Genomic DNA, 15,135 nt, shown 5'->3' with positions numbered 1-15,135 from the left:
GCAAAAATGTTGTGGCCATGCACTCCACAGGGTCATGGACGCGAGGCCCTGCTTTCGTGACGCAGCGAGCATGCACGCAGCACTTTTCCTGAACCAATGAACACGATGGATGCCCAGCGCGTCCTCGAAGCCGCCTTGCTCTGCGCACCGCAAGCGCTTGCGATGCGCCAGTTGCGCACCCTGTTCGACGATGCGCTGGACGCACAGGCGCTGGAGCAGATATTGCAGGCCTTGCAACAGGAATGGGCAGAGCGTGGCCTCGAGCTGGTGCAGGTCGCGGGCGGCTGGCGCTTTCAGAGCCGGCCGCAGCTGCAGCCGTATCTGGAGCGTTTGCATGCAGAAAAACCGCAGCGCCATTCGCGTGCCGCGCTCGAGACGCTGGCCATCATCGCGTACCGGCAGCCAGTCACGCGCGGCGACATCGAGGACATTCGCGGCGTCACCGTGAACAGCCAGACGCTGCGGCAGCTCGAAGAGCGCGGCTGGATCGAGGTCGTGGGGCACAAGGAAGCAGTGGGGCGGCCGGCATTGTTTGCGACCACGCGCCAGTTTCTCGACGATCTGGGGCTGCAGTCGCTCGACCAGCTGCCTGCGCTCGACGAGCTCGCGGGCGGGGCGCAGGCATTGGTGGACAGGGTCATGCAGTTACAGGATGGCGCTGTGGCCGCGGCGCGCGAAGTGGCCCTGCCCCCCGCAGCCCCGCAGCCGACGCCGGCGCAGCAGGCCGGGCCTGGCGACTCTATGCGCACGTAAAAAAGTGGGGTGCCCGAAGTGGTGCCCGGAGGAAGTGATTGATGAACGATTCCACGCTCGACTTGCAAAGTGCCGCAGCCGACACCGCGCCCGCCGCGAAGCCGGCGCGCCAACGCCCGGCACGCCCCCAAAAGGCCGCGCCCGAGAGCGCTGCGGCGCCTGTTTTGCCTGCAGACGAGCCCACGCCGCAAGCGCCACTGCCGGGGCAGGCCGCCGTGGGCGGCGAGGGTGCGCAGGCGCCGACCTCCAGCGCGCACCGCGCTGCGCCGCGCGCGCGCAGCCAAGGTGCGCGCGGCAAGAAGCAGCCGCCTGCTGCAGCGCACGGTACGCAGGGCTACCAGTTTGCCGACGTGGTGTCGGGGCGTTTCGATGCCGACGAAGCCAGCGAGGCACCCGCAGTGCACAAGCGCGTGCTGCTGCCGCAGGCCGAAACGCCCAAGCTGCACAAGGTGCTCGCGCAGGCGGGGCTGGGTTCGCGCCTTGAGATGGAGCAGTTGATCCTCGAGGGACGCATCTCGGTCAACAACGAGCCTGCGCACATCGGCCAGCGCATCCAGTACGGCGACCAGGTCAAGGTCAACGGCAAGCCGCTGCGCGTGCGCATCGCCCCGCCGCCCACGCGCGTGATCGCCTACCACAAGCCCGTGGGCGAGGTGGTGACGCACGACGACCCGCAAAACCGCCCCACGGTGTTCCGCAAGCTGCCCAGGCTGGTGCAGGGCAAGTGGCAATCCGTCGGGCGGCTGGACTTGAACACCGAAGGGCTGCTGCTCTTCACCAATTCCGGCGCGCTGGCCAATCAGCTCATGCACCCGCGCTTCGGCCTCGAGCGCGAATACGCGGTGCGTGTGCTCGGCGCGCTGAGCGAAGAAGAAAAACAGCGCCTGCTCGAAGGTGTGCGGCTCGAAGACGGCATGGCCTCGTTTCGCAGTATCGAAGAAGGCGGCGGCGAGGGCGCGAACTGCTGGTACCGCGTCACGATCGCTGAAGGGCGCAACCGCGAGGTGCGACGCATTTTCGAGGCCGTGGGCCACGCGGTCAGCCGCCTGATCCGCATCCGCTACGGCGCCATGGTGCTGCCGCGCGGGCTGCGGCGCGGCGCCTGGCTGGAGCTCGACTCGCACGAGGTGCGGGCGCTCATGCAGGCCGCCGGTGTCGATGTCGATGAAGGCCAGGGCCGCGGCGCCGACGCTGGGCGCCAGCGCGGCACGAAACAAGGTGGTGCACCCGTGGGCAAGGGCGGCCCTTTGCGCAGCCCCCCATCGCGGCGTGGCAAGGCCGACGGCCAGGGCTCGCGCGCGAATGCCCAGCCCGACCCCATGAAGACCTCGGTCGGCTACATCGGCCGGGACAGCCTCTCGCGCCAGCGCCAGACGCAGCGCCGCTCCGGCGGTGGGCGCTATGGCGGTGGGCGCTGAGCAGCGCCATGGCGTGATGTGTAAACCCAGCGGTTTAGAATCAAAAGCTTTGCCCGCCGGGCGAGAATTTATTGAACAGATTTACAAACTACCTAGGAAATGTTTATGGCCATCGAACGCACTCTTTCCATCATCAAACCCGACGCCGTTGCCAAGAACGTGATCGGCCAGATTTACGCCCGCTTCGAGGCTGCCGGCCTCAAGATCGTGGCGGCGCGCATGGCGCAGCTCTCGCGCCGCGAAGCCGAGCAGTTCTACGCGGTGCACAAAGAGCGCCCCTTCTTCAAGGACCTGGTGGACTTCATGGTTTCCGGCCCGGTGATGATCCAGGTGCTCGAAGGCGAAAACGCCATCCTCAAGAACCGTGATCTCATGGGCGCCACCGACCCCAAAAAGGCGGCTGCCGGCACCATCCGCGCCGATTTCGCCGACAGCATCGATGCCAACGCTGTGCACGGCTCCGACGCTGCCGAGACCGCACAGGTCGAAATCGCCTTCTTTTTCGCTGGCATGGACATCTGCTCGCGCTGACGTGCTGACCTGCGCCTGCGCGTGCTGACTCGGCGCAGTGGCTGCAGGCACGGCACTTCCGGGCAAGGGGATGCGTATGAAGACCAACCTGCTGGAGTTCGATCTCGACGGGCTCGCGGCTTGGTGCGCCCAGCTCGGCGAAAAGCGCTTTCGCGCGACGCAGTTGTTTCGCTGGATCCACCAGCGCGGTGCGCGCGACTTCGACGCCATGAGCGACCTCGCCAAGTCGCTGCGCGACAAGCTCAAGGCGCTGGCCTGCGTTGCGCCGCTGCCCGTGGTGAGCGAGCAGGTCTCGCGCGACGGCACCATCAAGTGGCTGTTCGACGTGGGCGATGGCAATGCCGTCGAGGCGGTCTTCATCCCCGAAGACGACCGCGCGACCTTGTGTGTTTCGTCGCAGGCGGGTTGCGCCATCGGCTGCCGCTTTTGCTCGACCGGGCACCAGGGCTTCAGTCGCAACCTCACGACGGGCGAGATCATCGCCCAGCTCTGGTGGGCCGAGCACGAACTGCGCCGGCGCTTTGGCACGAGCGAGCGCGTCATCTCCAACGTCGTGATGATGGGCATGGGCGAGCCGCTGCAGAACTACACGGCGCTCGTGCCGGCGCTGCGCGTGATGCTCGACGACCATGGCTACGGCTTGTCGCGCCGGCGCGTCACCGTGTCCACCTCGGGCGTGGTGCCCATGATGGATCGGCTCGCGCAGGACTGCCCCGTGGCGCTGGCTGTATCACTGCATGCGCCCAACGATGCGCTGCGCGACAGCCTGGTGCCGCTCAACCGCAAATACCCGCTGCACGAGTTGCTCGATGCCTGCCGGCGCTATCTGGCGCACGCGCCGCGCGACTTCATCACCTTCGAATACTGCATGCTCGACGGCGTGAACGACCAGCCCGAGCACGCTGAGCAGCTGATCGCCCTGCTGCGCCCCACCGCAAGCGGCGGCGGGGTGCGCTGCAAGCTCAATCTCATCCCGTTCAATCCGTTCCCCGCCTCGGGCCTGCAGCGCTCCCCGGCGGCGCGGGTCGCGGTCTTTGCCAAAATGCTCAGCGACGCAGGCATCGTCACCACCGTGCGCAAGACGCGCGGCGACGACATCGACGCGGCCTGCGGACAGCTGGCCGGCGACGTGCAGGACCGCACGCGCGCTGCCGAACGCATGGCGCGCCAGCGTACCGTGGTGCTGCACCGGGCCCCGGCGCAGCCGCGCGATTCCGTGCGGCCATAGGCATGAATGACCTGGAGGTGTTCCGTATGAAGGCGAGAGAGGTTCTTGGCAGCACGCTGCCGCGCGGCGCTTACCGCTGGGTGCTCGCGGGCCTGATGCTGATGGCGTCGGTTCTGGCGGGCTGTGCGGCGCCGCCGGGGGCGGCGACGGCTGCACGTTCCGGCGAGGTCGTCACCGCTTCGGACGAAACCGAGGGGCAGCGGCGTGCGCGCATTCGGCTGGAGCTGGCAGCGGGTTATTTTGAGGCCGGCAAAACCACCGTGGCGCTCGATGAGGTCAAGCAGGCGCTCATCGCCGACCCGAATTCCGCCGACGCCTACAACCTGCGCGGCTTGATTTACATGCGCCTGAGCGACTACGGCATCGCCGAAGACAGTTTCCGGCGCGCGCTCGCCTTGCGCCCCGGCGATCCCGACTTGCGCCACAACTATGGTTGGCTGCTGTGCCAGCAGCGCCGGTTTGCCGAGGCCGACCAGAATTTCGCCGCCGCCCTGGCCAGCCCCATTTACCAGGCCAAGGACAAGACGCTGATGGCGCGCGGTCTGTGTCTAGAAGCTGCACAGCAGTACGCCGAGGCCGAGCAGTCTTTCTTCAAAGCCTATGAACTCAACCCGGCCAATCCGGTGGTCGGCTACCAGCTGGCCTCCCTGCTGCTGCGCCGCAACGATGCCGAAAGAGCGCGCTTTTACATCCGGCGCGTGAACAACAGCGAATTCGCCAACTCCGAGTCGCTGTGGCTGGGCATCAAGATAGAGCGCGCCTTGGGCAATACCGTGGCCATGGGGCAATTGGCCGAGCAGTTGCACAAGCGCTTCCCCGATTCCCGCGAGTGGACCGCCTACGAGCGCGGAGCTTTCAATGAGTGATTCGCCCTTGACGCCCGCAGGAACTGCGCAGGATGCTTCCAATAAAGAAGCAGATGCGGTGCGCGCAGGCGCCTTGCTGCGCGCCGCGCGCGAGGCCGCGGGGGTGCACATCGCGACCCTCGCAGGAACGCTGAAGGTGCCGCTGGACAAACTACAGGCGCTCGAAAACGGCGATCTTGCCGCCCTGCCGGACATGGTTTTTGCGCGCGCGCTGGCTTCGAGCGTGTGCCGCAGCCTCAAGATCGACCCCGCGCCCGTGCTGGCCCTGTTGCCCAGGGTGGCGCCGGGTTCGTTGGCCGGGCAGACGGAAGGCATCAACACACCCGTCAAAAACTTGGCCGGGAAGTCGCTGGACTTTTCTCCCGCCCACGGGAAACACCGCTGGCTGGGCTGGCTCGTGCTGGCTTTGCTGCTGGGCGCTCTGGCCCTCATTTTCTGGCCGCACGGTGCGCCAGACAGGAGCACCGAAGGGCTGAAGCCGGCGGGCGCGGGGGCCTCTGCCGCGACGGCGCAGCAACAGCCCGAACTGCAGACGCCCTGGACCCCATCCTCTACGCCTGGGCCTGCGGCGGTGCAAATGGAACTGGCGCAAACCCCCGCTTCTGCTTCTGGCGCTGCTGCGGCTTCTGCGCTTGCGGGCGAAGGGCTTCGCCCCGCGGGCAGCGCTTCGCCCACGGCAGCCATCCCAGGCGGCGCAGCCGCGGCTGCGGCGCTGGCGCCTTCCGCAGCCGCCTCTGCAGCCGCAGAACCCGTGCGCGTCGCCCCTGCGGCGGGCGCGGAGCTGCTGTTGCTGCGCGCACGCAGCGCTTCCTGGGTCCAGGTGCGCGACGCTGCCGGCAAGGTGGTGTTGGAGCGCACGCTGCAAGCTGGTGAATCAGCGCCCGTGGCGGGTACGCTACCGCTTGCGGTGGTGCTCGGGCGCGCCGATGCGGTCGAAGTGTTCGTGCGTGGCCAGCCGTTCGTGCCGCCTGCGGTGTCCAAAGGCAATGTGTCCCGTTTCGAGGTGAAGTAGTGGCAAACAGCGCCCCTGGCAGTTCTCTTTCCCCCGCGCCCATCCCCCTGGCGCAGCCGGCGCCGCGGCACTCGCGCCAGGCGCGCGTGGTCTGGGGCGCACATGTGGTCACCGTGGGCGGTGACGCGCCCGTGCGCATCCAGTCGATGACCAACACCGACACAGCCGACGCCGTGGCCACGGCGATCCAGGTGCGCGAGCTCGCGCGCGCGGGCTCGGAGCTCGTGCGCATCACCGTGAACACGCCCGAGGCCGCGGCTGCCGTGCCCTACATCCGCGAGCAGCTCGACCGCATGGGCGAGAGCGTGCCGCTGGTCGGCGACTTCCACTACAACGGCCACCGCCTGCTCACCGAATACCCGGACTGCGCGCAGGCGCTGTCCAAATACCGCATCAATCCCGGCAACGTGGGCCACGGCGACAAGCGCGACAAGCAGTTTGCGCAGATGATCGAAGCCGCCGTGCGCTGGGACAAGGCCGTGCGCATCGGCGTGAACTGGGGCAGCCTGGACCAGGCCCTGCTGGCCCAGCTCATGGACGCCAACAGCCGCCGCAGCACGCCCTGGGACGCGCGCCAGGTGATGTACGAGGCGCTCATCAGCTCGGCCATCGATTCGGCGCGCCAGGCCGAGCGCCTGGGGCTTGCGGGCGCGCAGATCATGCTCTCGTGCAAGGTCAGCGGCGTGCAGGACTTGATCGCGGTGTACCGCGAGCTCGCGCACCGTTGCGACTATGCGCTGCACCTGGGTCTGACCGAGGCGGGCATGGGCACCAAGGGCACGGTGGCATCGAGCGCGGCGCTCGCCATTCTGCTGCAGGAGGGCATTGGCGACACCATCCGCGTTTCGCTCACGCCTGCGCCCGGCGAGGCGCGCACGCAGGAGGTCGTGGTCGCGGCGGAGATTTTGCAGGCGCTCGGGCTGCGCAGCTTCGTGCCCAGCGTCACGGCCTGCCCCGGCTGCGGGCGCACCACCAGCACCACCTTTCAGGAGCTGGCGAAGCAGATCGACGACTTTTTGCGCGCGCAGATGCCGCATTGGCGCGCGCGCTACCCCGGCGTGGAGGGCCTCAAGGTCGCGGTGATGGGCTGCATCGTCAACGGCCCCGGCGAGAGCAAGCACGCCGACATCGGCATCAGCCTGCCCGGCACGGGCGAGGCCCCGGCCGCGCCCGTGTTCATCGACGGCGAAAAAGCCTTGACCCTGCGCGGCGAGCACATCGCGCGCGATTTTCAGCAGGTGGTGGAAGACTACGTGCAGCAGCGCTTCGGCGCGCAGCAAGAAGCTGTGCAAACCCCCTCGGCGTAGGCTGCCTTCAGGGCAGCCCAAGGGCGCTGCAAAAAAACAGGAAAAAACGCCCGCAGCGCCCTATGGGCGCGCCATGATGCATCAAAAAACAGAGCACGCATGACAGAGAAAATCGAGAAAAAGGCGCCCGCCGGCAAACCCGAAAAGCTGGTCGCCGTGAAAGGCATGAACGACATCCTGCCGCCCGAATCCGCGCGCTGGGAGTGGCTCGAAGGCAAGGTGCGCAGCCTCATGGCGCGCTACGCCTACCGCAACCTCCGCACGCCCATCGTCGAGCCCACGGCGCTGTTCGTGCGCGGGCTGGGCGAGGTGACGGATATCGTCGAAAAAGAGATGTATTCGTTCGAAGACAAGCTCAACGGCGAACATCTGACGCTGCGCCCCGAGGCCACGGCGGGCGTGGTGCGCGCGGTGGTCGAGCACGCACTGCTCTACGACGGCGGCAAGCGGCTTTACTACATGGGGCCGATGTTCCGCCACGAGCGGCCGCAGCGCGGGCGCTACCGCCAGTTTCACCAGATCGGCGCCGAGGCGCTGGGCTTTGCGGGCCCCGAGGTCGATGCCGAGCTGATTTTGCTCGCGCATGCGCTGTGGCAGGAGCTGGGCCTGCGCGACGTGCGCCTGGAGCTCAACAGCCTGGGCCAGCCCGAGGAGCGCAAGGCGCACCGCAGCGCCTTGATCGCGCACTTCGAGCAGCACTTCGGGCAGCTCGACGAAGACGCGCGCCGGCGCCTGCACAGCAACCCCTTGCGCATCCTCGACACCAAAAACCCCGCCATGCAGCCCATCGTCGAGGCTGCGCCGCGCCTGCTCGACTTCCTCGGTGCGGCGTCGCGCGCGCACTTCGAGCGCGTCACGGCCATTTTGGACGCGAGCGGCGTCGCCTGGCGCATCAACCCGCGCCTCGTGCGCGGCATGGATTACTACAACCTCACGGTGTTCGAGTTCATCACCGACCAGCTCGGCGCGCAGGGCACGATCTGCGGCGGCGGGCGCTACGACTACCTGATCGAGCAGATCGGCGGCAAGCCTGCGCCTGCCGTGGGCTGGGCGCTGGGCGTCGAGCGCGTGCTCGAATTGCTCAAGGAACAAGGCGAGGCCCCACCTGCGCCCGTGCCCGACGCCTACGCCGTCGTGCCCGACGCAACCGCGCTGCCCACCGTCATGGCCACGCTGCAAGGCTTGCGGGCGCTGGGCGTGTGCGTGCAGATGCATGCCGCGCCGAGCGCGGACGCGGGCATGGGCAGCATGAAGTCGCAGTTCAAAAAAGCCGACGCAAGCGGTGCCCGCTTCGCGCTCGTGTTCGGCGCGGACGAGCTCGCGCGCGGCGCGCTCACCTGCAAGGCGCTGCGCGACGGCAGCGGTGCGCAGACCGAACATGCGCTCGCCGACCTGCCCGCCCTGGCCGCCACCCTACAATCGCAGCGCTGATTTCCCCACCACCATCCATGGCCCAACACCTAGACCTCGAAGAACAAGAGCAGATCGAGCAGCTCAAGCATTTCTGGAACACCTGGGGCACCCTGATCACCGCCGTGCTCGTGCTGGTGTTCGGTGCGCTCGCTGCCTGGAACGGCTACCAATACTGGCAAAACCGCCAGGCCACGCAGGCGGCCGCCCTGTTTGACGCGCTCGACACTGCGGCCAGCGCCGGCGACATGCCCAAAATGGAGCGGGCTTTCGCCGATCTGCGCGCTTCTTACGGCAGCACGGTGCAGGCCGCACAAGCCGGTTTGCTGCTCGCCAAAGCGCAGGTGGACAAGGGCCAGCTCGATGCCGCCAAAGGCACGCTGGATTGGGTGGCGAGCCACGCCGGTGACGAGGCCTACCAGGCGCTCGCGCATCTGCGCCTGGCGGCCGTGCTCATGGAGCAAAAGGTTCTGGACGACGCGCTCAAGCAAGTCTCGGGCAACTTTCCGGCGCAGTTCGCGGCGCTCGTGGCCGACCGCAAGGGCGACATCCTGATGCTCCTGGACAAGCGCAAAGAAGCTGCTGCCGCTTACACCGATGCTTACAAAGCATTCGATGCTGAGAGCCCCTACCGCCGCCTCGTCGAAGTCAAGCTGCAGGCCCTGGGTGCGGCGCCCGAAGCGAAAGCAGCGAACGCGGCTTCGGCACCCAGCCCAGCAACCAAAGAGGAACGCTCATGACGATCAAAGCCTGCGCTTTTGTGCGCCCTGCGCTCCTGCTGGTGCTCAGCGCCGTGCTCAGCGCCTGCTCATGGCTGGGTATAGGCAGCAGCGCCAAGCAAAAACCGGCCGAGCTGGGGCCCAACGTGCCCGTGCTTGCGGTGCGCCAATCGTGGACGGCGCGCATCGGCAGCGTCGAAGGCTTGCCGCTCGAGGCGCAGGTCAACGGCCATGTGGTCACGCTCGCCGCGCGCGACGGCACGGTGGCCGCGCTCGACGGGCGCACGGGTGGCGACATCTGGCGCACCGACTTGCACACCCCGCTGTCTGCGGGCGTGGGCAGCGACGGCAAATGGACGGCCGTGGTCACGCACGATAACCAGCTCGTGGTGCTCGAAGGCGGCAAGGAGCTGTGGCGCCAGCGCCTGGGCACGCAGGTGTTCACGCCGCCGCTGGTGGCGGGCTGGCGCGTGTTCGTGCTCGGCGCGGACCGCTCGGTGAGCGCCTTCGACGCCGCCACGGGCCGGCGCCTGTGGGCGCAGACGCGCACCAGCGATCCGCTGGTGCTGCGCCAGGCCGGCGTCTTGCTGCCCGTGCGTGACACGCTCGTGGCCGGCATTTCCGGGCGCATGGTGGGCTTCAACCCCGACAACGGCAGCATCCGCTGGGAGGCGCCGATCGCGAGCGCACGCGGCACGAACGACCTCGAACGCCTGATCGACCTCGTCGGGCGCGTGAGCCGCGAGGGCGACAGCGTCTGCGCACGCGCCTTCCAGGCGGCCGTGGGCTGCGTGGACACGGCGCGCGGCACGGTGGCGTGGACGCAGCTGGCCAGCGGCGCCGAAGGCGTGCACGGCGACGCGGACTACGTCTATGGCACCGAGAGCAACGGCCTCGTCGTGGCCTGGCGGCGCCGGGACGGCACGCGCGCCTGGACGGTGGACCGGCTCAAATTCCGCAAGCTGACTGCGCCGCTCGCGCTCGGCCGCGCCGTGGTGATCGGCGACAACACCGGCTTGGTGCACCTGCTCGCGCGCGACGACGGCGCGCCGCTCAATCGCCTGAGCACCGACGACTCCGGCGTTGCCGCTGCGCCTGTCGTGGCCGGCGAAACGCTGGTCGTCGTCACGCGCAAGGGCAACGTCTATGGTTTTCGCCCCGAATGACCGCCATGAATGATCGGATACCGAGCGCATGAAACCCGTGATCGCCCTCGTCGGGCGGCCGAATGTCGGTAAATCGACGCTGTTCAACCGCCTCACCAAGTCGCGCGACGCCATCGTGGCCGACTTCGCGGGGCTCACGCGCGACCGCCACTACGGCCAGGGCCGCCAGGGCAAGTACGAATACATCGTCATAGACACCGGCGGCTTCGAGCCCGACGCCGCCAGCGGCATTTACCACGAGATGGCCAAGCAGACGCAGCAAGCCGTGGCCGAGGCCGACGTGGTGCTGTTCGTCGTCGACGCGCGCGCGGGGCTTTCGGCGCAAGACCACGACATCGCGAATTACCTGCGCCGCCTCGGCAAGCGCTGCGTGCTCGTGGCCAACAAGGCCGAGGGCATGAGCGAAGGCGCGCAGCTCACCGAGTTCTACGAACTCGGCCTGGGCGAGGTGCACCCCGTCTCGGCCGCGCACGGCCAGGGCATACGCAGCCTGATCGAGCTCGCGCTCGAACCCCTGCAAGGCCCCGAACCTGAAGAAGCCCCCGAAGACACTGCGGCGGCTGACGTGATCCGGCTGGCCGTCGCAGGGCGGCCCAACGTGGGCAAGTCCACGCTCATCAACGCTTGGCTCGGCGAGGAGCGGCTCGTCGCCTTCGACCTGCCGGGCACCACGCGCGACGCCATCAGCGTGCCTTTCGAGCGCAACGGCCAGCGCTTCGAACTCATAGACACTGCGGGCCTGCGCCGCAAGGGGCGCGTGTTCGAGGCCATCGAAAAATTCTCGGTTGTCAAGACGCTGCAGGCCATAGAGTCGGCGCATGTGGTGCTGCTGCTGCTCGACGCGACGCAGGGTGTCACTGACCAGGACGCGCACATCGCAGGCTTTGCGCTCGAGAGCGGCCGCGCCGTGGTGCTCGCGGTCAACAAGTGGGACGCGGTGGACGAGTACCAACGCCAGCTGCTCGAGCGCTCGATCGAGACGCGGCTGGCCTTTCTGAAGTTTGCCAAGATCCACTTCATCTCGGCCAAAAAGCGCCAGGGGCTGGGCCCTTTGTGGGCGTCGATCATCGAGGCCTACCAGTCGGCCACGCGCAAAATGCCCACGCCCCAGCTCACGCGCGTGCTGCAAGAGGCCGTGCAATACCAGGCACCCAAGCGCGCCGGCATGTTCCGCCCCAAGCTGCGCTACGCCCACCAGGGCGGCATGAGCCCGCCCGTGATCGTGATCCACGGCAACTCGCTCGAGCATGTCGCGGACGCCTACAAGCGCTACCTCGAAGGGCGTTTCCGCAAGGAGTTCAAGCTCGTGGGCACGCCCTTGCGCATCGAATTCAAGACCTCGCAAAACCCCTACGCCGACAAAGGCGAGTGAGCGCAGCAGGGCCGTTTTCCGAAAGAACGGCTTTCAGGCGCCGTCCGCCGCCCCGACGCGCGCGAGCGCCTCGAACGGCAGCGTCTGCTTGACCAGAATCAGCGTGCAGGGCGCATCGCGCGCCACACGCATGGGCACGGTGGCGACGAAGCGCTGCAACTGCAGACCGTGCGTGGCCGCGCCCAGGATCATCAGGCTGACATGGTTGCCCGCGGCATAGCGCACCAGCGCCTGCGCCACGTCGCCCGCTTCGAGCACGTGGTGGCTCACGCTGTGGCCGTGCAGGTCGAGCGGCGCCACCCACTCCTTGAGGCGGGCAATGTGCTGGCGGTGCAGGCGGGTTTCGCTGCGTGCACTGTCGATGGTGCTGCTGGCCGAGGGCGAGAGCACCGTCACGCAGGCCAGGCGTGCGCCTGGGCGTATGCCCAGCGAGCGCGCCACGGCCTGGCGCAGCGAATGCAGCGTAGCGTCGTTCACGTCCTCGTGCGGCACGGCCACCATGACGATGGGCACCTCTTCGATCTGGCGCGCGGGCAAGGGGCTGGGCTGGTAGTGCATGCCCATGGCCTTGAGCCAGCGCCGCAGCTGGCTGCGCAAGGTGGGCCCGCGCAACTCTTGGCCGCGCTCGGTCAGCGGCACTTGCTCGGGGTTGCGCAGGTCGAAAGCCAGGTGCGCAGCCGAGGGGTAGCGCCGCGCGGCTTCGGCTTCGAGGCAGCGCAGGATGACTTCCTGCAGCCAGGGCGGCAAGTCGGGCCGGTGGCGGCGCGGCGGGGTGGGTGCCAGCCACAGACGCTGGCGCATGCCGCCGCGCGTGGTCGGGGCGCCAAAGGGCAGCTCGCCCGTGGCGAGCTCGTAGAGCATCACGCCGATCGCGAAGATGTCGCTGCGCGGGTCGCCGCGCACGCCCACCACCTGTTCGGGCGCGATCCAGACGGGCGAGCCCACGGCTAGGCGCAGCTCTTCGGCGAGCAAATCGGGGTAATGCGCATGCCAAGACAGCCCGAAATCGAGCAGCACGGCGTGGTCGGGCGTCTTGAACAGCACGTTGCCGGGCTTGAGGTCGAGGTGGCAGGCGTTTTGCTGGTGCAGGCTGTGCGCGGCGTCGGCCATGGCCGCGCCCAGGCGCGCAATCTCTTCCGGCGCGAGGCTTTGGCCCAGCCAATGCTCTAGCGTCTGGCCGGGGATGTATTCCATCACCAGGTAGGGCAGGCGTTGCAGGTCGCCTGCCGCGACGAAGCGCGGCACGTGCGGGCCCGTGAGTGCGGGCAGGATTTGCAGTTCGACCTCGAAGCTCACGATGTTCTCCGCGCCGTCGCTCGTCGTCATGCGCGGGATTTTCATCGCCATCGGAAAGCCCGGGTCGGGCGCGCCCTGCGCATACTCGACGCGGTAGATATGCGCCATGCCGCCCGCGTGTATGCATTCGAGCACGCGAAAACCATCGACCTGCGCGCCGGCCTCGAGCAGTTTCATTGCCCATGCTCCAGCCGCTGGGCAAAAAACTCTGGCAGCGCACCCGTGGCACGGATCGCTGCGGCTGCGGCCTCGTGGTCGTACGCCACGCGCTCAAAGCGCAGCAGCCAGGCGCGGGTGTCGAGCAGCGCGTACATCGCACGCGCGTCGCCGTCGCGCGGCTGCCCGACCGAGCCCACCGTAGCCAGCCACTGCCGGTGCGGCGCAACGGGGATAGCCACGCCAGCCACCGGCGCAAAACGCATCAGGCCGCGCCCCGTGCCGCGGTAAAAAAGGTTTTGCTGGTGCACATGGCCGCAGAACACGTGCTGCACCCCCGGGTGCTGCATGGCGGCGTCCAGGCTTTGCTGCGCGACCACCACGTTGTCCGCGTAGCGCCAGCGCTCGGGCGCATCGGCGGTGGCGTGCACGAGCAACACCCCGTCGAGCACGGCCGTGAGCGGCAGCGCCGCGAGAAAGTCGCGTTCTTCGGCGGCAAGCTGCGCGTGCGTCCAGGCCGCGCTCAGCGCCGCCATGGACGGGGCTTGCTGCGCCGCTGCCGAAACCGCAGGCGGATCTGCGGCCTGCGCGTCGTGGTTGCCCTGCACGAGCACAGCGCCCTGCGCCGCAAGCGCCATGGCCTGCTGCACCACATAGCGCGGCTCGGCCCCGTAGCCCACGAGATCGCCGAGCAGCGCAAAGCGCTCGGCACCTTGCGCGCGCGCGTGCGCCATGCAGGCATCGAAAGCCTGGCGGTTCGCGTGCAGGTCGGACAAAAGGGCGAGTTTCATGGCGATGCTGGCAAAGCCCCATGGTAAACGCCTGAACGCGCCGGCAGGCTCCTAGCCGTCTTGCGCCCGGCGTTTGCGCTGACCCTCCAAACATGGTGCACAATTGCCTCCCTCGAAGGGGAGTAGCTCCCTGCGTGCGGCGCCGCTTGCTGATGCCGCACAGCATCGGAAACGTCGTCAATACGAGGCGCGACGGTTGGTAAAACCGTGGCGCTTCCGGCCTTCCGGGCAAATGGCCAGCGCCGTTTGCCGAGCAAGACCTTCGGTTGGACCCATTGCTGGACTGGCCGAAGTGCGCTTGCGTCCCGCCTTTTTGCGCAAGACGCGGGCAGGGCAAGCAGATCCAGCGGGCAATGGGTGATTCTCTGGTCTTCACCTGGAAGAAACTGCCCATGGAAATTTTTTCTGCCCAATGGTTCACGGCCCTGCTGGCCATCATTCTCATAGACCTCGTGCTCGCGGGCGACAACGCCATCGTGATCGCGCTGGCCGCGCGCAGCCTGCCCAAGCATCTGCAGCGCAAAACCATCGTCTGGGGCACGGTGGGCGCGATCGTGGTGCGCGCGCTCATGACGCTGGTGGTGGTGTGGCTGCTCAAGATTCCTGGTCTCATGCTCGTCGGCGGGCTGGGCCTGCTGTGGATCGCCTACCAGTTGCTGGCCGAAAAAGACGAGGACGACGCGCATGGCGCCGCCACGGTCACCTCTTTCTGGGGCGCGATGAAGACCATCATCGTCGCCGACGCGCTCATGGGCATAGACAACGTGCTCGGCGTCGCGGGTGCGGCGCAAGGCTCCATGGCGCTGGTCATCGCCGGCCTCTTGATCAGCGTGCCCATCGTGGTGTTCGGTAGCACCGTGGTGCTCAGGCTGGTCGAGCGCTTTCCGGCCATCATCCAGCTGGGAGCGGCGGTGCTGGCGTTCACGGCGGGCAAGATGATCGTGAACGAAAAACTGCTCGCGTCCGTCTTCAAGGGGCCTGAATGGACGCACCAGCTGGCCTATTGGGGCTTGATCGTTCTTGCCATCGTCGCCATCCTGGGCGCGGGTGCGTGGCAAAAGCGCCGCCGCGCCGCGGCCCTGCAGAAAAAGGCCGTCCACTGAGCTTGCC

General features: G+C 67.9%; 14 protein-coding genes. 12 read left to right on the top strand and 2 right to left on the bottom strand.

Translation table 11 applies throughout. The features are described from left to right. Positions 1 to 96: 96 nt before the first annotated feature. The 11 genes from scpB to der all read left to right on the top strand — a co-directional run bounded on the left by scpB (position 97) and on the right by der (position 11,782). Positions 97 to 753, top strand: a complete 657-nt coding sequence (gene scpB, locus FK527_RS06730) for an SMC-Scp complex subunit ScpB (RefSeq protein WP_144731426.1) — start codon at positions 97 to 99, stop codon at positions 751 to 753. Positions 754 to 794: 41 nt separating this feature from the next. Then, positions 795 to 2,171, top strand: coding sequence for a pseudouridine synthase (locus FK527_RS06725; protein WP_144731423.1), 1,377 nt, complete (start codon positions 795 to 797; stop codon positions 2,169 to 2,171). Positions 2,172 to 2,276: 105 nt separating this feature from the next. After that, a complete protein-coding gene (gene ndk, locus FK527_RS06720) occupies positions 2,277 to 2,702 on the top strand; it encodes a nucleoside-diphosphate kinase (protein WP_144731420.1) in 426 nt (141 codons plus the stop codon). Between the two features lie 76 nt (positions 2,703 to 2,778). Then, positions 2,779 to 3,930, top strand: coding sequence for a dual-specificity RNA methyltransferase RlmN (gene rlmN, locus FK527_RS06715; RefSeq protein WP_144731417.1), 1,152 nt, complete (start codon positions 2,779 to 2,781; stop codon positions 3,928 to 3,930). A 101-nt stretch (positions 3,931 to 4,031) separates the two neighbouring features. Beyond that, positions 4,032 to 4,796, top strand: a complete 765-nt coding sequence (gene pilW, locus FK527_RS06710; RefSeq protein WP_425460419.1) for a type IV pilus biogenesis/stability protein PilW — start codon at positions 4,032 to 4,034, stop codon at positions 4,794 to 4,796. Beyond that, entirely contained in the window at positions 4,789 to 5,808 is a 1,020-nt protein-coding gene (locus FK527_RS06705; protein ID WP_144731414.1) for a helix-turn-helix domain-containing protein, read from the top strand. The genes pilW and FK527_RS06705 overlap by 8 nt, the downstream gene beginning before the upstream one ends. Further along, a complete protein-coding gene (gene ispG, locus FK527_RS06700; protein WP_144731411.1) occupies positions 5,808 to 7,115 on the top strand; it encodes a flavodoxin-dependent (E)-4-hydroxy-3-methylbut-2-enyl-diphosphate synthase in 1,308 nt (435 codons plus the stop codon). The genes FK527_RS06705 and ispG overlap by 1 nt, the downstream gene beginning before the upstream one ends. A 99-nt stretch (positions 7,116 to 7,214) precedes the next feature. Continuing rightward, complete coding sequence (gene hisS / locus FK527_RS06695; RefSeq protein WP_144731408.1) at positions 7,215 to 8,546, top strand: histidine--tRNA ligase; 1,332 nt, start codon at positions 7,215 to 7,217, stop codon at positions 8,544 to 8,546. Between the two features lie 17 nt (positions 8,547 to 8,563). Beyond that, positions 8,564 to 9,265: a YfgM family protein gene (locus FK527_RS06690; protein WP_144731406.1), complete on the top strand. Its 702-nt coding sequence runs from the start codon at positions 8,564 to 8,566 to the stop codon at positions 9,263 to 9,265. After that, entirely contained in the window at positions 9,262 to 10,410 is a 1,149-nt protein-coding gene (bamB, locus tag FK527_RS06685; RefSeq protein ID WP_144731403.1) for an outer membrane protein assembly factor BamB, read from the top strand. Before FK527_RS06690 ends, bamB begins: the two co-directional genes overlap by 4 nt. Before the next feature lie 28 nt (positions 10,411 to 10,438). After that, the gene (der, locus tag FK527_RS06680; RefSeq protein ID WP_144731400.1) at positions 10,439 to 11,782 is read left to right on the top strand and encodes a ribosome biogenesis GTPase Der; all 1,344 of its coding nucleotides are present in this window, start codon (positions 10,439 to 10,441) and stop codon (positions 11,780 to 11,782) included. Positions 11,783 to 11,815: 33 nt separating this feature from the next. On the opposite strand, the gene FK527_RS06675 is transcribed toward der, so the two are convergent. Together FK527_RS06675 and FK527_RS06670 are read right to left on the bottom strand one after the other, a co-directional pair. Further along, positions 11,816 to 13,255, bottom strand: a complete 1,440-nt coding sequence (locus tag FK527_RS06675; protein WP_144731397.1) for a bifunctional serine/threonine-protein kinase/universal stress protein — start codon at positions 13,253 to 13,255, stop codon at positions 11,816 to 11,818. After that, positions 13,252 to 14,025: a metallophosphoesterase family protein gene (locus tag FK527_RS06670; protein WP_144731394.1), complete on the bottom strand. Its 774-nt coding sequence runs from the start codon at positions 14,023 to 14,025 to the stop codon at positions 13,252 to 13,254. The genes FK527_RS06675 and FK527_RS06670 overlap by 4 nt, the downstream gene beginning before the upstream one ends. 392 nt (positions 14,026 to 14,417) lie before the next feature. On the opposite strand from FK527_RS06670, the gene FK527_RS06665 reads away from it, so the two are divergent. Further along, positions 14,418 to 15,128, top strand: coding sequence for a TerC family protein (locus FK527_RS06665; protein ID WP_144731391.1), 711 nt, complete (start codon positions 14,418 to 14,420; stop codon positions 15,126 to 15,128). Positions 15,129 to 15,135: the final 7 nt, after the last annotated feature.

Source organism: Extensimonas perlucida, assembly GCF_007655255.1.
In the GTDB taxonomy this organism is placed as follows: domain Bacteria; phylum Pseudomonadota; class Gammaproteobacteria; order Burkholderiales; family Burkholderiaceae_C; genus Extensimonas; species Extensimonas perlucida.
This window is presented reverse-complemented; position numbering and strand designations above follow the sequence as displayed.

Bases quoted from the DNA above. Each gene is read 5' to 3' on its own strand.
- scpB (WP_144731426.1), top strand. From the start codon at position 97: ATGAACACGATGGATGCCCAGCGCGTCCTCGAAGCCGCCTTGCTCTGC.
- FK527_RS06725 (WP_144731423.1), top strand. From the start codon at position 795: ATGAACGATTCCACGCTCGACTTGCAAAGTGCCGCAGCCGACACCGCG.
- ndk (WP_144731420.1), top strand. From the start codon at position 2,277: ATGGCCATCGAACGCACTCTTTCCATCATCAAACCCGACGCCGTTGCC.
- rlmN (WP_144731417.1), top strand. From the start codon at position 2,779: ATGAAGACCAACCTGCTGGAGTTCGATCTCGACGGGCTCGCGGCTTGG.
- pilW (WP_425460419.1), top strand. From the start codon at position 4,032: ATGGCGTCGGTTCTGGCGGGCTGTGCGGCGCCGCCGGGGGCGGCGACG.
- FK527_RS06705 (WP_144731414.1), top strand. From the start codon at position 4,789: ATGAGTGATTCGCCCTTGACGCCCGCAGGAACTGCGCAGGATGCTTCC.
- hisS (WP_144731408.1), top strand. From the start codon at position 7,215: ATGACAGAGAAAATCGAGAAAAAGGCGCCCGCCGGCAAACCCGAAAAG.
- FK527_RS06690 (WP_144731406.1), top strand. From the start codon at position 8,564: ATGGCCCAACACCTAGACCTCGAAGAACAAGAGCAGATCGAGCAGCTC.
- bamB (WP_144731403.1), top strand. From the start codon at position 9,262: ATGACGATCAAAGCCTGCGCTTTTGTGCGCCCTGCGCTCCTGCTGGTG.
- der (WP_144731400.1), top strand. From the start codon at position 10,439: ATGAAACCCGTGATCGCCCTCGTCGGGCGGCCGAATGTCGGTAAATCG.
- FK527_RS06675 (WP_144731397.1), bottom strand. From the start codon at position 13,255: ATGAAACTGCTCGAGGCCGGCGCGCAGGTCGATGGTTTTCGCGTGCTC.
- FK527_RS06670 (WP_144731394.1), bottom strand. From the start codon at position 14,025: ATGAAACTCGCCCTTTTGTCCGACCTGCACGCGAACCGCCAGGCTTTC.
- FK527_RS06665 (WP_144731391.1), top strand. From the start codon at position 14,418: ATGGAAATTTTTTCTGCCCAATGGTTCACGGCCCTGCTGGCCATCATT.